Origin of the sequence: Micromonospora sp. MH99, from assembly GCF_021442385.1 — a bacterium.
In the GTDB taxonomy this organism is placed as follows: domain Bacteria; phylum Actinomycetota; class Actinomycetes; order Mycobacteriales; family Micromonosporaceae; genus Micromonospora.
In genome coordinates this window covers 1-20,554 of sequence record NZ_MUZA01000034.1, presented here as the reverse complement: position 1 = coordinate 20,554, position 20,554 = coordinate 1, and the positions used below count along the sequence as shown (strand labels likewise).

The 20,554-nt window shown below is 72.7% G+C and carries 26 protein-coding genes, 1 tRNA gene and 1 pseudogene; 4 read left to right on the top strand and 24 right to left on the bottom strand.

What is annotated here, in order from left to right; genetic code table 11:
* Window positions 1-2 precede the first annotated feature (2 nt).
* From B0E54_RS18610 to B0E54_RS18540, 15 genes are all read right to left on the bottom strand, one after another.
* Complete coding sequence (locus B0E54_RS18610; protein ID WP_234586171.1) at window positions 3-698, bottom strand: DivIVA domain-containing protein; 696 nt, start codon at window positions 696-698, stop codon at window positions 3-5.
* Between the two features lie 52 nt (window positions 699-750).
* Window positions 751-1,917 carry a globin domain-containing protein gene (locus B0E54_RS18605; RefSeq protein WP_234586169.1) on the bottom strand — a complete coding sequence of 389 codons (1,167 nt, stop codon included), beginning with the start codon at window positions 1,915-1,917 and terminating at the stop codon, window positions 751-753.
* Window positions 1,918-1,919: 2 nt separating this feature from the next.
* Window positions 1,920-2,318 (bottom strand): group 1 truncated hemoglobin, encoded by a 399-nt coding sequence (locus B0E54_RS18600; RefSeq protein ID WP_308195378.1) that lies wholly within the window; start codon window positions 2,316-2,318, stop codon window positions 1,920-1,922.
* 363 nt (window positions 2,319-2,681) lie between these two features.
* Window positions 2,682-3,278 carry a MerR family transcriptional regulator gene (locus B0E54_RS18595; RefSeq protein ID WP_234586138.1) on the bottom strand — a complete coding sequence of 199 codons (597 nt, stop codon included), beginning with the start codon at window positions 3,276-3,278 and terminating at the stop codon, window positions 2,682-2,684.
* A gap of 192 nt (window positions 3,279-3,470) precedes the next feature.
* Window positions 3,471-3,935, bottom strand: coding sequence for a bifunctional nuclease family protein (locus B0E54_RS18590; protein WP_007460347.1), 465 nt, complete (start codon window positions 3,933-3,935; stop codon window positions 3,471-3,473).
* 185 nt (window positions 3,936-4,120) lie between these two features.
* Window positions 4,121-4,822 carry a MerR family transcriptional regulator gene (locus B0E54_RS18585; RefSeq protein ID WP_234586290.1) on the bottom strand — a complete coding sequence of 234 codons (702 nt, stop codon included), beginning with the start codon at window positions 4,820-4,822 and terminating at the stop codon, window positions 4,121-4,123.
* Between the two features lie 50 nt (window positions 4,823-4,872).
* Window positions 4,873-5,325 carry an FHA domain-containing protein gene (locus tag B0E54_RS18580; protein ID WP_007071101.1) on the bottom strand — a complete coding sequence of 151 codons (453 nt, stop codon included), beginning with the start codon at window positions 5,323-5,325 and terminating at the stop codon, window positions 4,873-4,875.
* A gap of 217 nt (window positions 5,326-5,542) precedes the next feature.
* Entirely contained in the window at window positions 5,543-5,923 is a 381-nt protein-coding gene (gene gcvH / locus B0E54_RS18575; RefSeq protein ID WP_234586125.1) for a glycine cleavage system protein GcvH, read from the bottom strand.
* An 84-nt stretch (window positions 5,924-6,007) separates the two neighbouring features.
* Window positions 6,008-6,970: a DUF881 domain-containing protein gene (locus B0E54_RS18570; protein ID WP_234586123.1), complete on the bottom strand. Its 963-nt coding sequence runs from the start codon at window positions 6,968-6,970 to the stop codon at window positions 6,008-6,010.
* An 11-nt stretch (window positions 6,971-6,981) separates the two neighbouring features.
* Window positions 6,982-7,314 (bottom strand): small basic family protein, encoded by a 333-nt coding sequence (locus B0E54_RS18565; RefSeq protein WP_007460356.1) that lies wholly within the window; start codon window positions 7,312-7,314, stop codon window positions 6,982-6,984.
* Entirely contained in the window at window positions 7,311-8,252 is a 942-nt protein-coding gene (locus B0E54_RS18560) for a DUF881 domain-containing protein (RefSeq protein WP_234586121.1), read from the bottom strand. The genes B0E54_RS18565 and B0E54_RS18560 overlap by 4 nt, the downstream gene beginning before the upstream one ends.
* Window positions 8,249-8,881, bottom strand: coding sequence for a CDP-alcohol phosphatidyltransferase family protein (locus B0E54_RS18555; protein WP_234586119.1), 633 nt, complete (start codon window positions 8,879-8,881; stop codon window positions 8,249-8,251). Before B0E54_RS18555 ends, B0E54_RS18560 begins: the two co-directional genes overlap by 4 nt.
* A 293-nt stretch (window positions 8,882-9,174) precedes the next feature.
* Window positions 9,175-9,639 (bottom strand): MarR family transcriptional regulator, encoded by a 465-nt coding sequence (locus B0E54_RS18550; RefSeq protein ID WP_234586279.1) that lies wholly within the window; start codon window positions 9,637-9,639, stop codon window positions 9,175-9,177.
* Between the two features lie 56 nt (window positions 9,640-9,695).
* Window positions 9,696-10,874: a PP2C family protein-serine/threonine phosphatase gene (locus tag B0E54_RS18545; protein ID WP_234586117.1), complete on the bottom strand. Its 1,179-nt coding sequence runs from the start codon at window positions 10,872-10,874 to the stop codon at window positions 9,696-9,698.
* Between the two features lie 75 nt (window positions 10,875-10,949).
* Complete coding sequence (locus B0E54_RS18540; RefSeq protein WP_234586115.1) at window positions 10,950-11,696, bottom strand: SAM-dependent methyltransferase; 747 nt, start codon at window positions 11,694-11,696, stop codon at window positions 10,950-10,952.
* Between the two features lie 115 nt (window positions 11,697-11,811).
* Here B0E54_RS18540 and B0E54_RS18535 point away from each other — a divergent pair, with 115 nt between their 5' ends.
* From B0E54_RS18535 to B0E54_RS18525, 3 genes are all read left to right on the top strand, one after another.
* Complete coding sequence (locus B0E54_RS18535) at window positions 11,812-12,693, top strand: universal stress protein (RefSeq protein ID WP_234586113.1); 882 nt, start codon at window positions 11,812-11,814, stop codon at window positions 12,691-12,693.
* A 72-nt stretch (window positions 12,694-12,765) separates the two neighbouring features.
* A complete protein-coding gene (locus tag B0E54_RS18530) occupies window positions 12,766-12,978 on the top strand; it encodes a phosphatidylethanolamine-binding protein (RefSeq protein ID WP_088948250.1) in 213 nt (70 codons plus the stop codon).
* Window positions 12,975-13,451, top strand: coding sequence for a hypothetical protein (locus tag B0E54_RS18525; RefSeq protein ID WP_234586111.1), 477 nt, complete (start codon window positions 12,975-12,977; stop codon window positions 13,449-13,451). The genes B0E54_RS18530 and B0E54_RS18525 overlap by 4 nt, the downstream gene beginning before the upstream one ends.
* Here the strand turns inward: B0E54_RS18525 and B0E54_RS18520 are convergent.
* Window positions 13,448-13,654, bottom strand: a complete 207-nt coding sequence (locus B0E54_RS18520) for a hypothetical protein (RefSeq protein ID WP_234586106.1) — start codon at window positions 13,652-13,654, stop codon at window positions 13,448-13,450. The genes B0E54_RS18525 and B0E54_RS18520 overlap by 4 nt on opposite strands.
* Window positions 13,655-13,789: 135 nt before the next feature.
* Here B0E54_RS18520 and B0E54_RS18515 point away from each other — a divergent pair, with 135 nt between their 5' ends.
* Window positions 13,790-14,440, top strand: a complete 651-nt coding sequence (locus B0E54_RS18515) for a hypothetical protein (protein WP_234586104.1) — start codon at window positions 13,790-13,792, stop codon at window positions 14,438-14,440.
* 5 nt (window positions 14,441-14,445) lie between these two features.
* On the opposite strand, the gene B0E54_RS18510 is transcribed toward B0E54_RS18515, so the two are convergent.
* The 8 genes and pseudogenes from B0E54_RS18510 to B0E54_RS18475 form a co-directional block, all read right to left on the bottom strand.
* Entirely contained in the window at window positions 14,446-14,631 is a 186-nt protein-coding gene (locus B0E54_RS18510) for a hypothetical protein (RefSeq protein WP_234586346.1), read from the bottom strand.
* A gap of 73 nt (window positions 14,632-14,704) precedes the next feature.
* Complete coding sequence (locus tag B0E54_RS18505; RefSeq protein ID WP_234586101.1) at window positions 14,705-15,982, bottom strand: hemolysin family protein; 1,278 nt, start codon at window positions 15,980-15,982, stop codon at window positions 14,705-14,707.
* A gap of 78 nt (window positions 15,983-16,060) precedes the next feature.
* Window positions 16,061-16,258: a hypothetical protein gene (locus B0E54_RS18500; RefSeq protein WP_234586099.1), complete on the bottom strand. Its 198-nt coding sequence runs from the start codon at window positions 16,256-16,258 to the stop codon at window positions 16,061-16,063.
* Between the two features lie 39 nt (window positions 16,259-16,297).
* Entirely contained in the window at window positions 16,298-17,047 is a 750-nt protein-coding gene (locus tag B0E54_RS18495; protein WP_234586096.1) for a hypothetical protein, read from the bottom strand.
* A 60-nt stretch (window positions 17,048-17,107) separates the two neighbouring features.
* On the bottom strand, window positions 17,108-18,862 hold the full coding sequence (selB, locus tag B0E54_RS18490; protein WP_234586094.1) for a selenocysteine-specific translation elongation factor: 1,755 nt from the start codon (window positions 18,860-18,862) through the stop codon (window positions 17,108-17,110).
* 2 nt (window positions 18,863-18,864) lie between these two features.
* Window positions 18,865-20,169, bottom strand: a complete 1,305-nt coding sequence (selA, locus tag B0E54_RS18485) for an L-seryl-tRNA(Sec) selenium transferase (RefSeq protein WP_234586092.1) — start codon at window positions 20,167-20,169, stop codon at window positions 18,865-18,867.
* A 19-nt stretch (window positions 20,170-20,188) separates the two neighbouring features.
* Window positions 20,189-20,284, bottom strand: a tRNA-Sec gene (locus B0E54_RS18480).
* A gap of 34 nt (window positions 20,285-20,318) precedes the next feature.
* Window positions 20,319-20,554: pseudogene (locus tag B0E54_RS18475) on the bottom strand (nitrite reductase); the annotation flags it as partial.

Below are 20,554 nucleotides of genomic sequence, written 5' to 3'. Positions count from 1 at the left end.
CCTCACCGCTGGTGGTGACGGGGCAACGCCGCCTGCCCGGCCGCGCCACCCACGAAGGGCGCCCCCGGCGTCTCCTTCGCGATCCGGTCCATCGTGCGCGCCAACTGCTCACTGCCGTCGTCGAGATGCCGCGCCGCCGCCTGCATGTGCGACACCATCATCTCGCCGAAGATCCGCAACGCCTCCCGGGTCGCCACCGTGTCGTCGAAACTGGACCCGGCCGAACTGCGGTACTCCGTGACCGCCCGCTCAGCCTCCTGCTTCGCCTCCTCCGCCGCCGCCCGCATGTAACTCTCGTACTGCATCCGGGCGTACTCGGCGACCCGCCGCGCGTAGTCGTGCGCCTGCGCGATGATCTGCTCGGCCTCCCGCTGCGCCGCCGACAGCAGATTCACCTCCTTGGCCGCTGGCACCTTCGCCGCCGCCGGCGTACTCGGGATCACCCCGTGACGGTGCAACTCCACCCGGTCGGTGAGCCGCTCATTCTCCGCCCGCAGGTTCGCGATCTGCGTCGCCAACAGATCCAACTCGTCGGCGACCTGCACCCGGAACCGGTCCACGTCCGCGTTGTCGTAGCCACGCCGCGCGAACGGCGCCGTCCCGAACTCCCACCGCCGAACCCGGTCGGAGGTCATCCGCACCTGCACACCGCCGGACACCTGAATACCGTCGTACCGGCTGATCGGGGTCGCGCTCACCGCTCACGCCCTTCCTTCGCGACTGCGGGGCTCGCAAGCTCACTCCTCGCGCTCACCGGTCACCCCCCTCACTCGACTGCTGGACCGCCGTACGCCACGCCGGGCCGTACCACTGCTTGCCCAGACCCTCGTGATGCACCTGACCCTCGTGGTAACCCGCCCGAGCCAACGACTGCACCGCGTGCGACACCATCTCGTCCGACCCGCACACGTACACGTGCCGCGAACGCCAGTCCCCATCGGCCAACGCCCGGTCCACCGCGTACACGAACTCACCCGGGCGGTTCATCTCCGCGCCCACCACGTACGTCACCGTCAACCACGGACACGACGACGCCAACTTGTCGATCGCGTCGCTGTCGTAGAACTCGCTGCGCGACCGCGCACCCACGTACAGATCCACGCGGCGACCCGACCCCTCCGCGGCGACCTGCTCCACCAGCGCCTTCACCGGCGCCCAGCCGGTGCCCGACGCCAGCAGCAACAGATCACTGGAACCCGCCGACCACAACGACAGGCGGTCCCCCACCGGAGCGGCCAGATGTACGCGGTCCCCCACCGCCGAGCCGTACACCAGCCGCGACGACACCGCGCCACCCGGCGCGGCCCGCACATGCAACTCCAGCGTGCCGTCCGCGCGCGGCGCGTTCGCCGGCGAGTAGTACCGCCACGACCGCACCGACGGATGCGACACCCCGATCGACTGACCCGGGGTGAACGGCAACAGGTACTGCGGACGCACCGTCAACACCGCCACGTCGAACGCCCGCCGCTCATGGGCCACGATCTCGGCCACCCACCACGGCGGGTTCACCGCCTCGGCGGCCTGCGCCGCCTCCATCATCACCTGCGCGATCAGCCCGTACGCGGCAGCCCAGTCCTGGGCCAGCTCATCGGTCCACTGCTCGGCGAGAAAATGCTGCAACGTCGCCAGCAGCGCTTCACCGACCGCCGGATAGTGCTCCGCGCGGACCGCGAACTTACGGTGATCCGCGCCGAGGTCCTGCAGGAAACCCACCAGCCGATCGACCTGATCCACGTGGGACACGATGTGGCCCAACGCGGTGACCAGACGGTCCCGCTGCCCCGCCATGTTCGTGGGGAACATCTGCCGCGTCTCGGGATGCGCCAGAAACAACGTTGAATAGAAGTAGAGCGGCACCTCGTCGCCGTGCCCGGCGACGAGGGACCAACTCTGCTTGAGTCGGGCCGCGTCCACGCTCAGACGCCCGGACGCTCTCCGGTGGCCACCACCTGGTCCTGCACCTGCACCAGCACCGCCCGCACGTCGTCCTGCACGTCGGCCGGAACGCCCAGCTCGGCCAGCGTCGCGATCAGGTACTCACCCACCTTGGCGTAGTGCGCCACCGGAATGCCCAACGGCTGGTGCGCCTCGGCCAACCCGCGACCGGTGTACTCGTTCGGGCCGCCCAGCACCACCGTCAACATCAACGCCAGGTGCCGACGCTGACCCGTCATGTCCACAGTGGCGAAATAACCCGCCAACTCCGGATCGGCGAGCACCTTGTCGTAGAACAGCTCCACGGCCGCCTTCACCGAACTCGCACCGCCGATGCGGTCGTAATTCGAGGCTGGAGCGGTCTCTTCCGTAACCGTCACGGTCGTTCCTTCCGGGGTGACAGGTCGCGCGCGCGGTGACGCGCAGGGGCAACGGCCACCGACGCCACACCGTCATGCCACGGCGGCACGCCAGGGACCGTGACGGACCATAGCGTGCCCGCGACCTCCGGTCAGGGCCCCCCTATCGGTTTCCCGACAATTGACGCACACGCACCGTCATCACAAGGGAACCCGAAATCCACCGACGGCAACCAGAAGAGCACCGACGGTATCCACTGTGGAATCGGCCACCCGGGGAACCCGCACCCGGACACCACGACCTGACCCACAGTCACCAGGCGGCCGCAGCCAAAAAAGTCACCCGTATCAACGGACCGCACGCCAACGGACGCGCACCGCGACTCAGCCGGCCCGCCGCCTCGCCCGCCGCGCCGCCAACTCGTCACCCACCGGATCCGACGAGGACCCCACCGCAGGCTCCGCCGGGCCGCTCGCCGCCGGCTCCGCCGGCAGATGCGACAACGACCCCTGAATCTCCTTGAACGCCCCACCGATCGCGATCCCGAAGACGCCCTGGCCACCCTGCAACAGGTCGACCACCTCCTCCGGAGACCGGCACTCGTACACCGTCGTCCCGTCGGAGATCAACGTGATGCCCGCCAGATCCTCCACACCACGCGACCGCAACGCCTCGATCGCCTTGCGGATGTTCTGCAGGGACACCCCCGCGTCCAACAACCGCTTCACGACCTTCAACACCACCAGATCGCGGAACGAGTACAACCGCTGCGTCCCCGAACCCGACGCGTCGCGCACACTCGGCACCACAAGCGTCGTCCGCGCCCAGTAATCCAACTGCCGGTAACTGATGCCCACCGCGTGGCACGCCGTCACACCTCGGTAGCCCACCGAGCCGTCACCCTCAGTCGCCACACCCGGCGACGACGCGCCCGGCTCACCCACCTGTGTACCCGGATCAGGATCCTGCGGCTCGTGCATCCGGACAACCTCCCCGTCAGTGCGGCGACGCATCGTTTCGTCCGACGCGCACCCCTCGACACGGCAACCCTAACGCCACCTTCAGGGGTTACCACGGAGGAACCGACGCGACACGCCGCGCAGCCACCGAGAAAGATCACCAACCACGCGCCGACGTCACCCACCGTGACGCCAACGCCGAACCGAAGCCGCTCAGCCCGCGAAATCCTCCGGACGCACCTGCTCCAGGAACTCGCGGAACTTCTCCACCTCATCCTCCTGCTCATCGGGGATAACGATCCCCGCCTCGCTGAGGACCTGCTCCGCACAACGAATCGGCGCACCGACGCGCAACGCCAACGCGATCGAATCGCTCGGCCGCGCCGACACCCGCACCCCATCGCCGATCAGGAGATCCGCGTAGAACACGTTCTCCTTCAGCTCGGTGATCTCCACCGCCTGCAACGGCGCCTGCAACGCCGCCAACACATCCCGCAAAAGATCATGCGTCAACGGACGGGCCGGCTTGACCCCCTGCTGCTCATAAGCGATAGCCGTGGCCTCGACCGCGCCGATCCAGATCGGCAGATAGCGGTCGCCCTCGACCTCCCTGAGCAGGACGATCGGCTGGTTGCTGGGCAGCTCCACCCGAACTCCGACCACGCTCAGCTCGCGCACCGCCGCCTCCGTGTCGTTGTCACCTACGCCGCACCGCGCCCTTCCCTGCACGGTACACGGACCGCAACACGGTCGTCCGATGCGCTACAGCACCACGCCCGCGCCAGAGAGGGGTTACCCCGGCAAGCCTACGGCACGCTTCGGAGAAGAGATCTTTCCGCTCCACCGCCACCTGCCGGGCACCCTCACCGACCCAACGTCGACCGCAGCCCCACCCGCACCAACGCCGCGTGCAACTGCTCCGACAACGCCACCAACTCCCGCGCCGTCTCCGCCGCCCGCGCCCGCGCCGCCGGATCACTCTGCCGCGCCAACGGCGCCACCAACTGCGCGAACAACCCGACCTCACGATCGGCCGCACTCCGGTAACCCCGCAGGTGCCGCGGCTCCAACCCGTACGCCGCCAAACCCGCCACCGCCGACGCGATGATCAACGCATCCGCGTCGTACCACCCCGGCGGATCCGACACCAGCACACCGAGCCGCTCCAACTCCACAAGCGTCGACTCGTCGATCCCACTGCGGGCCACCAGCTCAGCCCGGCCGAGCCGCACCTGCGACGACTCGGCCGGCTCCGCCGACTCCCGACCCGGCACCTCACCATCGGGCCCCACCGCGACCAACGCCGGCCGTGACCGCTCCGGCTGCTCGCCGGACGAATCCCACTGCGCCAACTGCTCACGGATCACCCGCAACGGCAGGTACCGGTCCCGCTGCGCGGTCAGCACGAACCGCAACCGCGCCACATCGTCCCAGCTGTACTTCCGGTAACCCGCCGCCGTCCGCTGCGGCTCCACCAGCCCCTCGGCCTCAAGGAACCGCAGCTTCGAAATCGTCGTGTCCGGGAAATCCACCCGCAACTGCCCCAGCACCTCACCGATGCTCATCAGCGGCTGGGACCGGGCCGCCCCGGGTGGCGTGGAGGCCGCAGGCTCGTTCACCCCCGGCCGGCCTCCTCCTCCGGGCGCGGACCGGCGATGAACACCACCCGGAACTTACCGATCTGTACCTCGTCACCATTGCTCAACGTGGCCGCCTCGACCCGCTCACGATTCACGTACGTGCCGTTGAGGCTACCCACGTCCCGCACCGTGAACGTCCCACCATCACGGTGGAACTCCGCGTGCCGGCGCGACACCGTCACATCGTCGAGGAAGATGTCACTGTCCGGGTGCCGGCCACTGGTCGTCACATCGTGGTCCAACAGGAACCGGGCACCCGCATTCGGACCGCGACGAACCACCAGCAACGCCATACCCGGCGGCAACGAACCGGACATCCGGCTCGGCACCACATCGGTGTCCGGCCCTTCCAGCACTTCGTCGAGCGAGCCGAGATTGAGCGTCGAGGTGACGTCGAGTGGGGGGAACTCGTCGTCTGGGCGCGTCATGGGACCACCTCACGGATCTGTTCGGTCGGCGTCGGGTAATGGCGGGTCTGGCCGCCGGGCGCTCGTCCACCCGGCGGCTGGCTCCCCGTGCCCGGGAAGGCAATTCCACAACGCTCAACTAATGGGTTCTTCTCGGTCGACTGGGCGAGCCTAGCCAGCGCCGAAATGCAGGGCAACCGGACGCGCGCAGACATCCCGCACACCGGATCAAGCACACTCAGCCTTCGGTGATCTTCTGGTACGCGCCCGCCGTCAGCAACCCGTCCGTCGCCGTCGGATCGTTCGGCGTGATCTCCACCAGCCAACCCGCACCGTACGGATCCGTGTTGATCAGCTCAGGAGTGTCACCCAGCGCGTCGTTACGCGCCGCCACCGTGCCCGCAACCGGCGCGTAGATCTCCGACACACTCTTGGTCGACTCGATCTCACCCAGCGAGTCACCGACCGCGACGGCCGCACCCACCTCCGGCAACTGCACGTACACGATGTCACCCAACGCGTCCTGCGCGAAGTGCGTAATGCCGACCCGCACCGAGCCGGTACCGTCACCCGCCACCCACTCATGCTCGGCGGTGTATCGCAGATCCTCGGGAATCACCAGACGCGTCCTTCATCCATCGGTGCCCCGGACCACCCGGGCCCGGCGCGGCCGCGCCGGTCAGGAGACCGGACGGGCGTGTTCCTACTTGGTCGGCACGTGCAGCGCCGAAACCTCGGCAACCTCACGCTCCCCAAACGTCACGTTACCGCCGTCACCCCGGACCGACGCGACCACCCCACCAGGAATGTTCAACGCCGTACGCATCGTCGCCGGATCACCGATCACCGTGATGGTGAACGGCCCCGTCAACCGACGCCCCTCCACCACCAACGACCCGTTGTCCCCATCGAGGAAGTACGTCGATGCGATCACCCGCACCGTCTCCCGGTCACCACCGGAGATCTGCATCGCCTCCGCGCCCGCGCCCCGCAACTCCTGCACCGCGTCCAACACCCGGTCCGCCGTGATCGGCTTGATCCCGTTGCTGGAGAACTGCACAGTCAACCCCGGACCCACCGCCGGCAACGTACCCGCCAGAATCCCCAGCTCGTCCGCCCGACGAGTCGCCTCGTCCAACGCCGCCTGCCGACCCTGCGCACCCGAGGCCAACTGCCGCTGGCTGTCCTCCAACGCCCGAATGTCCTGCTGGAGACGGTTCTCGCGCGCATCCAGATCCGACAGGATCCGCACCAGGTCCTCCTGACGCGTCGCCCCCAACGTCGGATCCGTCGACGTCGTCCTCAACTGCACGACGAGCGTGAACCCCAGCAACGCCAACAAAGCCGCGATCATCACCCCGGCCGCGCTGAACCGCGACCGCACCGACGCCGCGGGGACCGACTCCACCACCGGCTCGTCCGCCGGCTCAGCCGGGCGCGACATCGCGCTCAGGTCCACCGTCGCGCCGTCATCGACCGGGGCCACCCCGGGCTCCGCGTCCGGCGACTCCGGCTCCTCCGTCGGACCGTGCGGCGCCAACGGACTCAACTCGTCCGGGTCCGGCGCATCCGGCCGCGGATCCGGCTCACCAGCCGGCCCACCCGGCCGCCCCGGCCCCGCCGGCTGCGGCCAACCCGTCCCCGTCTCCGCCTGCTCGTCGCTCATCGCTGTCAAACCTACGCCCGGAACAGGTGCCGACGGATCGCCGCCACATTCCCGAAGATCCGCACACCCAGAACGACCACCACACCTGTGGACAACTGCCCGCCCACCCCCAACTGATCCCCGAGATACACGATCAGACCAGCCACCAGCACGTTCGAGATGAACGACACCACGAACTGCTTGTCGTCGAAGATGCGGTCCAACTTCGCCCGCACCCCACCGAACACCGCGTCCAACGCGGCGACCACCGCGATCGGCAGGTACGGCTGCAACGCCGCCGGCACCGTGGGATCAAGCCACACGCCCAGCACCACACCGGCGAGCAACGCCAGCACCGCGATCATCCGCCACCTCCGGAAGGACTAGCGGTCCCCGGCGAACCCGACGACCCAGGACTGCCGGACCGGACACCCGACCCAGAAGGGCTCGGACTGACCGACGGCTTGGCGTAGCGTAGCTGCGGCTCCGGAGCCGCCGGCAGGGTGAGGTCCTCCGCCTTGCGCACACCGAACGACAGGCCGGTCTTCTGCGCGACCTCCCGCATCACCGCCGCGTTCCGGCTGTCCTCGAACTTGCGCCGCATCGACCCCGGCCCGATCGCCGACACCTCGTACGGCCCCGTCACCGGCCGGAAATCCACCAGGATCGCCTCGCCCGCCGTCCGGATCGTCGACGTCGACGTCAACCGCTGCCCATTGATCGAGATCGCCTCAGCGCCGGCGCTCCACAACGCGTTCGCCACACCCTGCAGATCGCTGTACAGCACCTGCGACGGCCCCGCGCCCTTACCGGTCACCGCATCCGCGTTGCCCGGCGCGTCCGCCAGGCGCACCACCACACCGTCACCCCGCACCCGGCCGAGCCCGGTGACCGCCTCCAGGTCCCGCAGACGGGCCGCGGTCGACCCGCTCAACGCCGCGTCCCGCTGGCGGCTGACCTCCTCGCGCAGCTGGTCCGCGCGCGCCGACAACCGGTCGGTCTGGCCCTCCCGCTCCTTGATCTGCGCCACCAACCCGGAGCGGGCCTGGGCACGCCCCGGCTCGTCCGCCATCGTCTGGCGGTACGCCACCGCGAACAGGAAGCCCAGCACCACCACCACGACCAGGCTGACCGACCGCGCCGGCCAACCCGAGGACGCGTCGTCCTGCGACGACGCCGCCCGCCGGCGCGCGGCCGCCGCGTCCGCGTACCCCGGATCCAGGGGGTTGCGGAACAGCTCGGTGAGGAAGTCCGGGGCGTACACCCGATCCGTGCGGGGACGCTCCGGCGGCGTCGCGCTCACGTGGCCGCTCCCGGGCCGCGCGCCGCGCGCACCAGCCGCGCCGCCTGCACCACGTACATGGCGCCGGCCACCCAGTAGAGCACCAGCCCCCACCAGGCCAGCCCCCACCCGATCGCGGCCGTGGCCGTCGCCGCCGCACTCCACTCGGTGGCCAACAACAGCACCGGGAACGCCGCGAGCAGCAGGAACGTGGCGGTCTTGCCGACGTAGTGCACCGGCGGCGGCCCGTACCCGTAGCGGCGCAACACCGCCAGCGAGCCGAGCAGCAGCGCCTCCCGGGCCAGCAGCGCCGCCGTGAACTGCCACGGCACCACCTCCCGGGCCGTGAAGGCGAGCAGCGTGGCGAGGATGTAGAGCCGGTCGGCGAGGGGGTCGAGCAGCTCTCCGAGCCGGCTCACCTGACGCAGCCGGCGCGCGATCCAACCGTCGACCCAGTCGGTGGTGCCGCCGATGGCCAGCACCACCACCGCCGCCACGTCCGCGCGGGCCACCAGGAACAGATAGAGGAACAGGGGTACGCCCAGCAGGCGCCCGAAGCTGATCAGGTTGGGCAGGGTGAGCACCTGGTCGCCGGGAGCCTGGTCACCGGTGTCCCGCGGATGCTCTGCCCGAGCCGGCCGACGCGACACCGAACCTCCTCCACCGCACGCCCCGACGCCAGACCGTGAACGGGCGCGGCGGAGGTCGTACGCGCTGTCGGGCCGGCAACCGCCGGCTCCCCTGCGGCCCCGGGATGGGACCTCTGCCCTGATGCGGCCCGCGATCTCGATGATCACGGGCCGGCTGAGTGCGCTGCCACTATATCGGGCTCCCCCGCGCTCCTCGGCCGCCGCCGCGCGCCGTTGGTGCGGCCGTGCCGCACTGTGGCGTGGATCACCACGCCTAAGCCGTCCTAGGATACTAGTGGAAGGGGGTTGGCGGTTCAGGCCGTCTGAACCGCCTGATCGGTCTGCTGCTCCGGCACCGTCTGCGTCGCCGCGCGACCGAAGGCGAGCAACGACAGCAACAGATCGTGCTGCATCCGCGGGGGCATCCTGTCCAGCACTGCCTGCACCGCGCGCTGGCGCCGCTCCGCCAGCTCCCGCAGCAGGGTCAGGGCGGCGGCGGTCGGCACCAACCGCACCTCCCGCCGGTCGCGCGGGTCGGCCACCCGGCGCAACAGACCGGTCGCCTCCAGCCGGTCGCAGAGACGGCTGGCCGAGGAGGGCACCACGTCCAGCAACTCCGCGAGGCCGTTGACGTTGGTCTCCTGCCGCCCGCTGATCAGCATCAGCACCCGCAGCTGCGTCGGTGGCACCTGATGCCGCGACGCCGCCGAGTCGAGCACGGCGATCAGCGTTTCGGCGGCCGCGTCGATCGCCGAGGCGAGATCCCCAGGTCGCTCCACCCGATGTCCCCTGCCGTCGTCGCGCTGGTGCCCGCCCGGCGCGGCGGCGGCGACTCTCATCCGCCGTCCCGCTCACGCGGACCATGCCAGTCGAGGCAGACGACGACGGCGTCGTCGCGCAAATCGGAATCCGCGTGGTAGGCGTGTAGTTCGCGCATCACCGTACCAACCGCCTCGGTCGCCGGCTGCAACCGTGTGGCCCGTAGGGATCGGGCCATCATCCGCTGCCCGTACGGCTCCCGCCCCGCCGGCTCGGCCGCCCACACCCCGTCGCTGACGACGAAGACCCGGTCACCCGGCGCGAGCGTGAACTCCTGCAGCTCGTAGCGGGTCTCGGCGAACATGCCCAACGGCAGCTGCTGCTCCAGCTTCACCGGCTCGACGGTCGCGCCGCGCATCCGCAGCAGGTGCGGCGAACCGGCGTCGACCGCGCGCACCCGCCCGGTGCGGATGTCCAGCTCGAGCAGCAGCGTGGCCACGTGCCGACGCCCCCGGTGCTGGTAGTAGACCGTGTCCGAGGCCAGCTCCGCCTGCTCCACGAGGCCACCTCCGGAGCGGCGGGCGTTGCGCATCGCGTTCACCGTGACCGCCGTCAGCAGCGACGCGGCCAGGCCGGTGCCCTCGCCGTTGAGCACGGTCAGGGTGAGCCGGTCACCGTCCAGCGACCAGTCGAAGTGGTCCCCGCCGACGGTGTACGCCGGTTCCAACTGCCCGGCCAGGTGAAAGGCGCGGTGCGACACGCTGCGACCGGGCAGCAGGTCCCACTGCATCTCGGCGGCCATGCTGAGCCGCTCCCGGCGACGGGCCCGGCGATAGCGGTCGGTCTCGCGGTCCGCTGCCCGCATCGCCACCGCCAGGTCGCCGGCGATGTCGGTGGCGTGGCCGGTGACCGCCGGGCCCGGGACGGTCGGCAGCTCGATGAGCAGCACACCCAGCCGCTCCCCCCACACCGTCAGCGGCAGGTAGAGCCGGCACGCGCCGTCGTCCAGCCCGTCGCGCACCGGCTGCTGGCTGGAGAAGCAGCGCTGCGCCACGGTGTGCCGGGCCAGGGCTCCGGCCGCCGGCAGGTCGGGATCCAGCACCGGCCAGAGACCGCTGATCCGGTAGTCGGCGACGAACACGTCGGTGCGCAACGCGCCCAACGCCGACCGGATCGCCCGGTCCGCCGCTTCCGCCAACTGGTCGGGCGCGGCCTCGCGCAGCGCGCGCGACACCCCGTCCGGCGCGTCCACCATGGTTGGTCGTCCCTCCAGAAACTTGCTACAGGGCAAGCATCATACGGACGCTCCCGGACAACCGGTCGTCGCGGGTCAGTCGGCGCCCCGTGTCGCCAGCACGCCGTGAAAGGCGTCCGGCACGTCGGCGGGCGGGCCGGCGGGCCGCCACCGGTGCACCGGGACGATCCCGTCCGCCGTCGGCGTCCACCTACCGAGCAGCGGGGCGAACGCCGCCGGGGGACGCATCCGGAACGCCGGCCCCATCATCGCCAGCGCCTGCGGGTGGGCGGCCAACTCCTCGGTGTCGAAGTCCACGGCCAGCAGGCTCCCCGGCGCCGCTGCGGCGTACAGCTCGTCGAGGGTGCGCGTGAGCGTGGCGTCGTCGAGGAACGCGGCGAGCCCGAGGAAGACCACCCCCACCGGCCGCCGCCCCCACCCCGGGACGAATCGGTGCAGCTGGGCCGGGTCGACAGTGCCGATGTCCGTGGCGTCGCCGTAGCCGTAGCCCGCCCGGTCGCTGTCGGCGAGGATCCGCTGCCCCAGCCGGATGGTGACCGGGTCGACGTCGGTGTAGAGCACGGTGGCCTCGGCGGCGACCTCGTGCACGTTGCCCATCGTCGGCACGCCCGCGCCGAACACCAGGAACCCGTCCACGCCCTGCTCGGCCATCGCCCGCACCGCCCGGCCGAGGAACGCCCGCAGCTCCGCAAAGACCGGCGCGCACGGCCCGTACGCCTGCTCGAAGGCGCCCGCCGCGGCCACGTCGACGTCGAAGTGGTGCTCCCCGCCGAGCCAGAAGTCGATCATGCGGGCGGTGCTCGGCTCGTCCGGTTCACCCATCGATGACGCTCCTCCCCGTCCGGTCGCCGCCAGCGTACCGACCCGGGCCCGACCGGCGGTATCGCTCCGCCGCGCCGCCACGCCCGCGATACTGGCCCGGCGGGAGGTGACACGGGTGAACTCGGCGGACAGCGCGGCGGTGGTGGTCGGCGTGGACGGCTCGGAGTCGTCCCTGCGCGCGGTGCGCCTGGCCGCCGCCGAGGCCGTCCGCCGGCACCGACCGCTGCGGGTGGTGCACGGGTTCATCTGGCCGCTGCTGCACGTGCCGGTCTCCCCCGCTCCCGACGCGCCGCCCGGCGCCGGACTGCGCCACCGGGCCGAGGAGCTGGTGGCCGCCGCGGTGGCCGAGGCCGAGGCGACCACACCCGGGCTCACGGTCGCCGGTGAGATCATCGACGGCGAGGCCTCCGCCGTGCTGGTGGGTGAGTCCCCCACCGCCGCGCTCATCGTGCTCGGCGACCGCGGGTTGGGCGGCTTCTCCGCGCTGGTCGTCGGCTCGGTGGCGGTGCAGGTCTGCGCGTACGCCGACTGCCCGGTGCTCGTCGCCCGCGGCGACCAACGCCCCGACGAGCCGGTGGTGGTGGCGATGGACGGCTCGGCGGCGTCCCGGCTCGCCGCCGACTTCGCGGCCGAGACCGCCGTGGCGCGCGGCGTGCCGCTGCGCGCGGTGCACGCCTACCGGCACCCCGGCAGCAGCGGCCCCGGTGACATGCAACCCCTGGTGTACGACGAGGCGCAGCTGCACGCCGAGCAGGAGCGGATGCTCACCGGCTGGCTGGACGGGCTGACCGACCGCCACCCGGGGCTGCGGCTGACCTGGCGGGCGACGCACGGGCGCACCGGCGCGGTGCTCGCCGAGGCGTCCCGTTCCGCCCAACTGATGGTCGTCGGGGGGCAGGGGCGCGGCGAGGTGACCGGCCTGCTGCTGGGGTCGGTGAGTCAGTCGGTGCTGCACCACGCCCGGTGCCCGGTCGCCGTGGTGCGCGGCCCCCGCTGACGCCCCGGGGTTGGCCCGCCGCGAGACGGGTAGACGGCCGCGGTACGCCAACGGCGACGAAGGAGGCAGCAGATGCCAGGACCACGGCCGGGCAGCAACGCGTACGACAAGCAGCGGGCGCGGTTGCGCAACGCGATCGACGACTCCGGACGACGGGTGCCCGACGGCAAGGCCAACCAGGTCGCGAACCGGATCCTGCAGGAGGATCGCGGCCAACGGGGCGTCGTACGCGGCGAACGCACCTACGGACCCAAGAGTGAACGCGAACCGGGCGATCCGAAGTGAGGGGGGTCGACCTGGCCGACGGCGCCATCGCGGGCGCCGTCGGCACCACCGCGCTCAACGTGGTCGGCTACCTGGACATCGCGCTGCGGGCACGAGCGGCGAGCAGCACACCGGAGCAGACCGTCGACCGGCTGGCCGGCATCGCGCACGTGGACCTGGGGTCGGGGCCCCGGGCGGCGAACCGCCGCTCGGGGCTCGGGGCCCTGATCGGCTACGGGCTGGGCATCGCCGCCGGCGTGGCGTTCGCGCTCTACGCCGGTGGTCGCCGCCAGCCACTGCCGATGGCCACCGGCGTGCTCGGTGCCGGGGTCATGACGATGACCGACGGGTCCATCACCGTGCTGGGGATCAGCGATCCGCGCACCTGGGGGCGCTCCGACTGGATCTCCGACATCGTCCCGCACCTGGCGTACGGACTGACGGCCGCCGCCACCTGGAACAGGTTGCGGCGGCCGTCAGGTCACGCTCGTTAGGCCCGGGTGTCGCTGTCGTCCTCGGCGACCGGCTCACCCGCCGGGCCGTACGGCGACACCTGGCCCTTGGGCACCGGTCGACCCTGGTCACCCCGTGAGGTACCACGGTTGGCCGGATGCCCGCCCGGGGCGGGGCCCTTGTTGTCCTGGCTGGTCCCACCGAGTGCGTTGCGCCGGAACTCCTGCTGCTGCGGGTTCGTCACGAGGTGTCTCCCCTCCGGGTACGGCAGACGGCATCGACCGCCTCCACCGTGCGCATACCCGCCCCGCCCGAGGGCATTCCGGCCCCGGTCACGCGTGGGAGGGCTAGCCGGTCGCGGGGTGGGTACGCACGAGGTGTGGGTGACGATGAAGCGGTGGTGCGGGTCCTGTTGGACCGGCGCAGCCACACGTACGCCGAGGAGGCCGGTATCCGGCTCTCCGACCGCCCCGGCCCCCTGTACCAGCTACTGGTGCTGGCCACCCTGCTGAGCACCCGGATCCGGGCGTGCGTGGCTGTCGACGCCGCACGCGAGCTGTTCGCGGCCGGCTACCGCACACCGCAGGCGATGGAGACGGCGAGCTGGCAGCAGCGGGTCGACGCGCTGGGCCGCGGACACTACCGCCGCTACGACGAGCGCACCGCCACCATGCTCGGCACCGGCGCCCGGCTGTGCCTGGACCGCTGGCACGGCGACCTGCGGCGCCTGCACCGGGACGCCCAGGGTGACCCGGCCGGGCTGCGCCGACGGCTCACCGAGTTTCCCGGCATCGGGCCCACCGGCGCCGACATCTACCTGCGCGAGGCCCAGACGGTGTGGTCCGACCTGCGCCCGTACGCCGACCGTCGGGCCCTCGCCGGCGCGAAGCGGCTGGGCCTGCCGGGCTCACCGGACCGGCTGGCCTCGCTGGTCGACGAACCGGACTTCGGTCGGCTCGCCTCGGCGCTGGTGCGGGTCGCGCTCGGCGAGGAGTCCGCAGGCGAGGTCACCCGCGTCGCCGCCGGGTGAGGCGCTCACTTGACCGTCTTGTCGCCCGGCCGGGTCAGGTGCCACACGCCGAGCGCGGCGAGCAGCGCCAGGACGATGACCCCGCCGGAGAGGCCACGGCCCTCCTCGGGGCTGCGGCCCGCGCTGCCGAAGTAGATCACCGCGAGACCGGCGAGCACGGTGACGAACGTACGCAACCCTCGGTCCTTCACGTACCGCACGCTAGGCGAGGAGCATCCGCTCGGCGGCTTTTCGTGGGTCTTGTCCCTCTTCTGGGCGACGCGCTCAGGTTTCGGTGACGAAGCCGCGCAGCCGCACCCGCCGCACCGCCCGGTCGGCGACCTCCACCACCTCGATGGTCAGGCCGGGCAACCGCACCGTCTCGCCCGGCTCACCCGGCAGGTGCCCCAACCGTGCCAGCACCAGCCCCGCCACAGTCGTGTACTCCCGCGACAGCGGGAAGCTCAGTCGCACCCCCAGATCGGGCAGGTCGTGCAGGGGAAAGTCACCGGGCACCAGCAGCGACCCGTCCGGCTCGCGGGCCACGCCGCGCACGTCGCGGTCGGTCTCGTCGTACAACTCGCCGACGACCTCGGCCAGCAGGTCCTCCAGCGTGACGATGCCGTCGATGCCGCCGTGTTCGTCGACGACGAGGGCCAGTTGCTGGTGTTCCTGGCGCAAGCGGCGCAACGCGTCGGCCACCGGCAGGGTGACCGGCAGCAGCAACGGCGACCGGACCCGCTCCCCCACCGTCCCGGTGCCGGCCCGCACCAGATCGCGGATGTGCACCACGCCGGTCACCTCGTCCAGACCGCCGGGGCCGGTCACCGGGGCGCGGGACCGGCCCGCGGCGGCCAGCAGGCGTACCCCCTCGTCGGCGGCCAGGTCGGTCGGCAGCGTCGTCACGTCCCGGCGGGCCACCAGGATCTCCCGCAGCGTCCGGCCGGCGATGTCGAACGCGCCGGTCAGGATCTCCCGCTGCTGCGCCGACAGGCCACGCTGACTGACCAGCATCTCCCGCAACTCCTCCTCGGTCATCTCCTCCCGGCTGGCCCGGGGGTTCCCGCCGGCGAGCCGGACCACCACGTCGGTGGCCGAGCTGAGCAGCCACACCGCCGGGCGGGACACCCGGGCGAGCAGGTCCAGCGGCCCGGCGCTGAGCAACGCCCACCGCTCGGCCCGCTGCATGGCGAGGCGTTTGGGCGCCAACTCGCCCAGCACCAACGTGACGAAGGTCAGCGCCACGGTCACCAGCAGCACCGCGGCCGGTCGGGCCGCCGCGCCGAGGAAGCCCAACGGGCCGACCAACGGCTGGGCGAGCGACACCGCCGCGGCAGCCGAGGCGAGGAACCCGGCCAGGGTGATGCCGAGCTGGATGGTGGCCAGATAGCGGTTCGGGTCCCGGGAGAGCCGGACCAGCCGGTCACCGGCGCGGGTCCGCCGACCCAACCGGCGCAGCTGCCCCTCCCGCAGCGTCACCAGCGCCATCTCGCTGCCCGAGAGCGCGGCGTTGACCAGCACCAGCACGGCCACCAGCGCCAACTGCCCCAGCTGACCGCCCACCGCCCACCCCCGTTGACCGCCTCAGGTCACCTAACCGCAGCGCGCCCGGCTCCGGGTCCCGTTTCCGGCCGGGGGCGCTCAGTCGACCTCCAGGTCGTCCAGCGAGATCGAGTGGGTCATCAACCACCGGGCCAGCGCCGACATGCCGAACAGCCACAGCGGCACCGACTCGGTGGGGCCGTTGGTCGCGTAGATGGCGAACCGCAGATCCGGCGCGCGGTACGCCTCGATCCGCCATTGGTGCTGCCGGTCCCGCCAGATGGCCGAAGGGTCCATGGCGTCACCGTAGGTGACCGCCGACTGTCGAGGGGCCGGTTAGCCCGGCACCACCGAGCCGCCGAACAGAGCACGCGCCACCGACACCAACAGGACGATGCCGACCCCGGCGAGCAGCAGCCAACCGGCGCCGCGCCACCCCGAGCCGCGAACGGCCGGCGGCACCGGCGGCGGTCGCCAGATCTCACGGTACGACCAGGCCAGCACGCCCACCCCGAACGGCAGGAGTCCGATCCAGTACCAGAACCACCGGTTGCCGACCAGCGGCGGGGCGCCAACGACCAGCCGGACCAGCCACAGCAGGGTCACCGCGCCAGCGAGCAGCCCGGCGGCGTCGGCGAGCCGGTGCGCGACAGCGCCGGCCGACTGCCACGGACCCGCCGACGCGGCCAGTCTCGCGTCCAACCCGGTGGGTCGATCCGTCGACTGCGACCCGGTGGGCTCCGCCTGCTCCTCGGGCGGCTCGACGAAGGCGTACCGGACGTGGCCGTTCGGCACGCTCCACGCGATCATCGCGCCCTGCGGGTCGTACCGCGGCTGCCCTCGGCTGCCCCAGTACGGGTCGTCGTCGGCCCAGCCCGACGCCCGTTGGAAGGTCACCACCCGGCCCGCCGCCAGATCCCGGTCGAGCTGGCCCGCCGTCGCCTCGCGCGGCGCCACCCACCATGCCAGCGAAGCCCACAGCACCCACAGCAGTGGCAAACCCCAGCGCAGCGCGATCGAAACGACACCACGCCACCGGTCACCAAACGGCCGCGAGACGGACGGGGACGCGGACAGCTCGGCCATCGCTCCACCCTCGCAGCCCGCCGCAATCCCGGCCGCCCCCGACCATCGCGGTCGGCGCGCTCAGGTGACGACGACCCGGGCGTCGTCGGGAAGGCGGCGGGTGGCGCCGCGACGGTCCAGCAACTCCAGCAGGGGCACCGCCACCCGGCGGGTGGTGTCCAACGCCTGCCGGGCCGCCGACAGGGTGAACGGCTGCGGCAACGCGGCCAGCACGGTGACCGCCGCGTCGAGGGCGTCGGGCAGCAGCACCACCGTGTCGGCCAGCCGCACCAGCGCGCCGGCGCGCACCGCCGCACCGATCTCCCGCGGGCCCAGGCCCAGGTCGACGAGACGGTCCGCCTCGGGAGCGCGAAACGGCCGGTCGGCGTACTCGGCGCGGACCCGCTGCACGGCCCGGGCCACCGGCTCCGGCAGCGTGTCGACGGCGGCCGTGCCGATCCGCCCGGCGTGGACCCGCAGCGGCGGGCGGATCAGCGCCTCGACCAGCGCCCGGTCGGGCAGGGCGAGGCGTTGACGCAACGCGTCCACCGGCATGCCGGGCTCCAGCGGGTGCTCCCGGGCGTACCGGCCGACCTCGTCGGTGAGCTGCTCGCCGAGTCGCCGCCAGTGCGCGGGGTCGGCCAGCCAGTCACCGGCCACCGGTGTGGCCTGCACCGGCACACCCATCCGCCGCAGCGCGCCGGCCCGCACCAGCCGACGGCGGCGCAGCTCACCGGCCAGGTCGGGTCGACCGTCGAGGTCGGCCAGGACCGTCGCGCGGGCGGCAGCCGCGCCCCGGCGCGACAGCGGTGGAGGCGCCACGTCGAGGACCCGGACGCCACCGGCCACGTGGTGTCGGCCGGGATCACGCAGCAACGCCCGGTCGCCGACCAGCAGCGGCAACGGGCGGGCCAGCCGCAGCCGGACGGTGTCCGCGCCGAGCGGCCGTACCCGCACCGGCACCGCCGCCGACCCCACGTGCAGGGTGAGCGTGGCGGGCAGGTCGGCGGCCGGGTCGCCGGTGAGCCGTACGTCGATGACGTCGGTGTGGTGGAACCGGCCCGGGGTGAGCAGCGCGTCGCCGCGGCCGAGCCGGTCGCGGGGCGTACCGCGCAGGTTGACCGCCACCCGGGCCACGGCCGCCGCCTCCGGACGGGCCTCGCCGAGGGAGTGCAGGCCCCGAATCCGGACCGGTTCGTCGGCCCCGGCCAGCTCCAACTCGTCGCCGACGCGCAACCGGCCAGCGCCCAGCGTGCCGGTGACGACGGTGCCGCTGCCCCGGACGGTGAAGCTGCGGTCCACCCAGAGGCGCACCGGCGCGTCCACTGTGGGGGCGGGCAGCCGGGCGGTGAGCCGGTCCAGCGCGGCGCGCAGCTCCGGCAGGCCGGCGCCGGTCAACCCGCTGACCGCCACCGTCTCCACCGCGCCGAGGCTGCTCGCCGCGATCTCGGCGCGGGCCCGCTCCGCCGCCGGCGCGGGGTCGGCCAGGTCCGCGCGGGTCACCACCAGCAGGCCGTACCCGACGCCGAGCGCGTCGAGCGCGGCCAGGTGCTCCGCGGACTGCGGCATCCACCCCTCGTCGGCGGCGACCACGAGCAGCGCGGCCGGCACCGGGCCGACCCCCGCGAGCATGTTCGGCACGAACCGTTCGTGCCCGGGCACGTCGACGAAGGCGATGGTCGCGCCGGACGGCAGCGTCGTCCAGGCGAAACCCAGGTCGATGGTCATGCCCCGGCGGCGTTCCTCGGCCCACCGGTCGGGTTCCATCCCGGTGAGCGCCCGGACCAGTGTCGACTTGCCGTGGTCGACGTGCCCGGCGGTGGCGACGACGAACATGATCAGTCGTCCCCTCCGACGCGCAGCACGGCCGCCAGGACGGCCTCGTCGGCGTCGACTGGCACACAGCGCAGGTCGAGCAGGAGCCGGCCCCGCACCACCCGGCCGAGCACCGGCTGCTCGCCGGTGCGCAGCGGCACGGCGTACCGCTCGGGCAGGCTCAGCGCCCACGAGTCCAGCTCGACGCCGGGGGCGCCGCCGCCGCCGACCACGGCGACGGCCGGGACGACCTCCGCCTTGCACTCGTCGGCGCCGAGCCGGTCCCGCAGCAGCTCCACCCGGCGGCGCAGGGCCGCCGGGTCGGCGTGCAGCGCGGTCCGCGTCGGCGTGTCCGGGCGGTGCAGGGTGGCGGCCAGTGCGGCCAGGGTCAGCTTGTCCACCCGCAGCGCCCGGGCCAGCGGGTGGCGGCGCAGCCGTTCGACAAGCGTGGCGTCGCCGAGCAGCAACCCGGCCTGGGGGCCGCCGAGCAGCTTGTCGCCGCTCGCGGTGACCAGTGCCGCGCCGGCGCGCAGGGCGCCGGACGCGTCCGGCTCGTCGGGCAGCAGCGGATCCGGCGCGAGCAGCCCGGAGCCGATGTCGGCTACCACCGGCACGTCGAGCGTGGCCAGGTGGCGCACCGGTGTGGCCGAGGTGAAGCCGGTGATCTGGAAGTTCGACGGGTGCACCTTGAGCACGAAGCCGGTCTGCGGGCCGACGGCCGCGGCGTAGTCGTCGAGCGTGGTGCGGTTGGTGGTGCCCACCTCGCGCAGGCGGGCGCCGGTGCTCTCCAGCAGGTCCGGCAGGCGGAAGCCGTCGCCGATCTCGACCAGCTCGCCCCGGCTGACCACGATCTCCCGACCGGCGGCCAGCGCGGTGGCGGCCAGCACCAGCGCGGCGGCGCCGTTGTTGACCACGTGCACGGCGGCGGCGTCCGGCACGGCGGCGGCCAGCGCGTCCATCGCGTCCCGGCCGCGGCGCGCGCGTCGTCCCGTGCGCAGGTCCAGCTCGACGTCGGTGTGCCCGGCGGCCGCCACGACCGCGGCGACTGCGGTCGGTGACAGCGGCGCCCGACCCAGGTTGGTGTGCAGCACGACGCCTGTGGCGTTGAGCACCGTACGCGGACCGGGGGCGGGCAACCCGGCGACCACGGCGTCGGGGACCTCGTCGGGCTCGATCTCGCCACGACGGGCCCGCTCCTGCGCCTGGACGACGGCGGCCTTGACCCGGTCCCGGCCGAGGGTCGCGACGGCCTCCGCCAGCCGCGGGTCGGCGAGCAGCGTGTCGGTGCGGGGCACCCGGCGTCGCGGGTCCACGCTGCCGTCGCGCATCGCTCACTCCTGCCGCCGTTGGCGGAGACGGACGGGAATCGAACCCGCCTGGCCCGGGTCCCGGACCACACCGGTTTTGAAGACCGGGAGGGGCACCAGCCGCCTGAACGCCTCCGTCGGACATTCGATCACAACGCCGAAGCGGCCGCTCAGTCAGCCGCCGGATCCACCCCGGTCCGTCGAGCGTTCACCCGCTCGCGTTGCGGCACCACCGTGTAGCGGGGGTCGCGCGCCGACGCGACGCCACCGTAGAAGATGCCGAACCGGGTGGCCACCGACGCGGCCAGCAACGCGGCCCCGGACAACGCGCCCGCCGCGCGGCTGCGCCGGCCGAGCAGCGCCCCGGCCACCCCGGCGGCGGTCAGCAGCCGACCGGCGCGCAGCA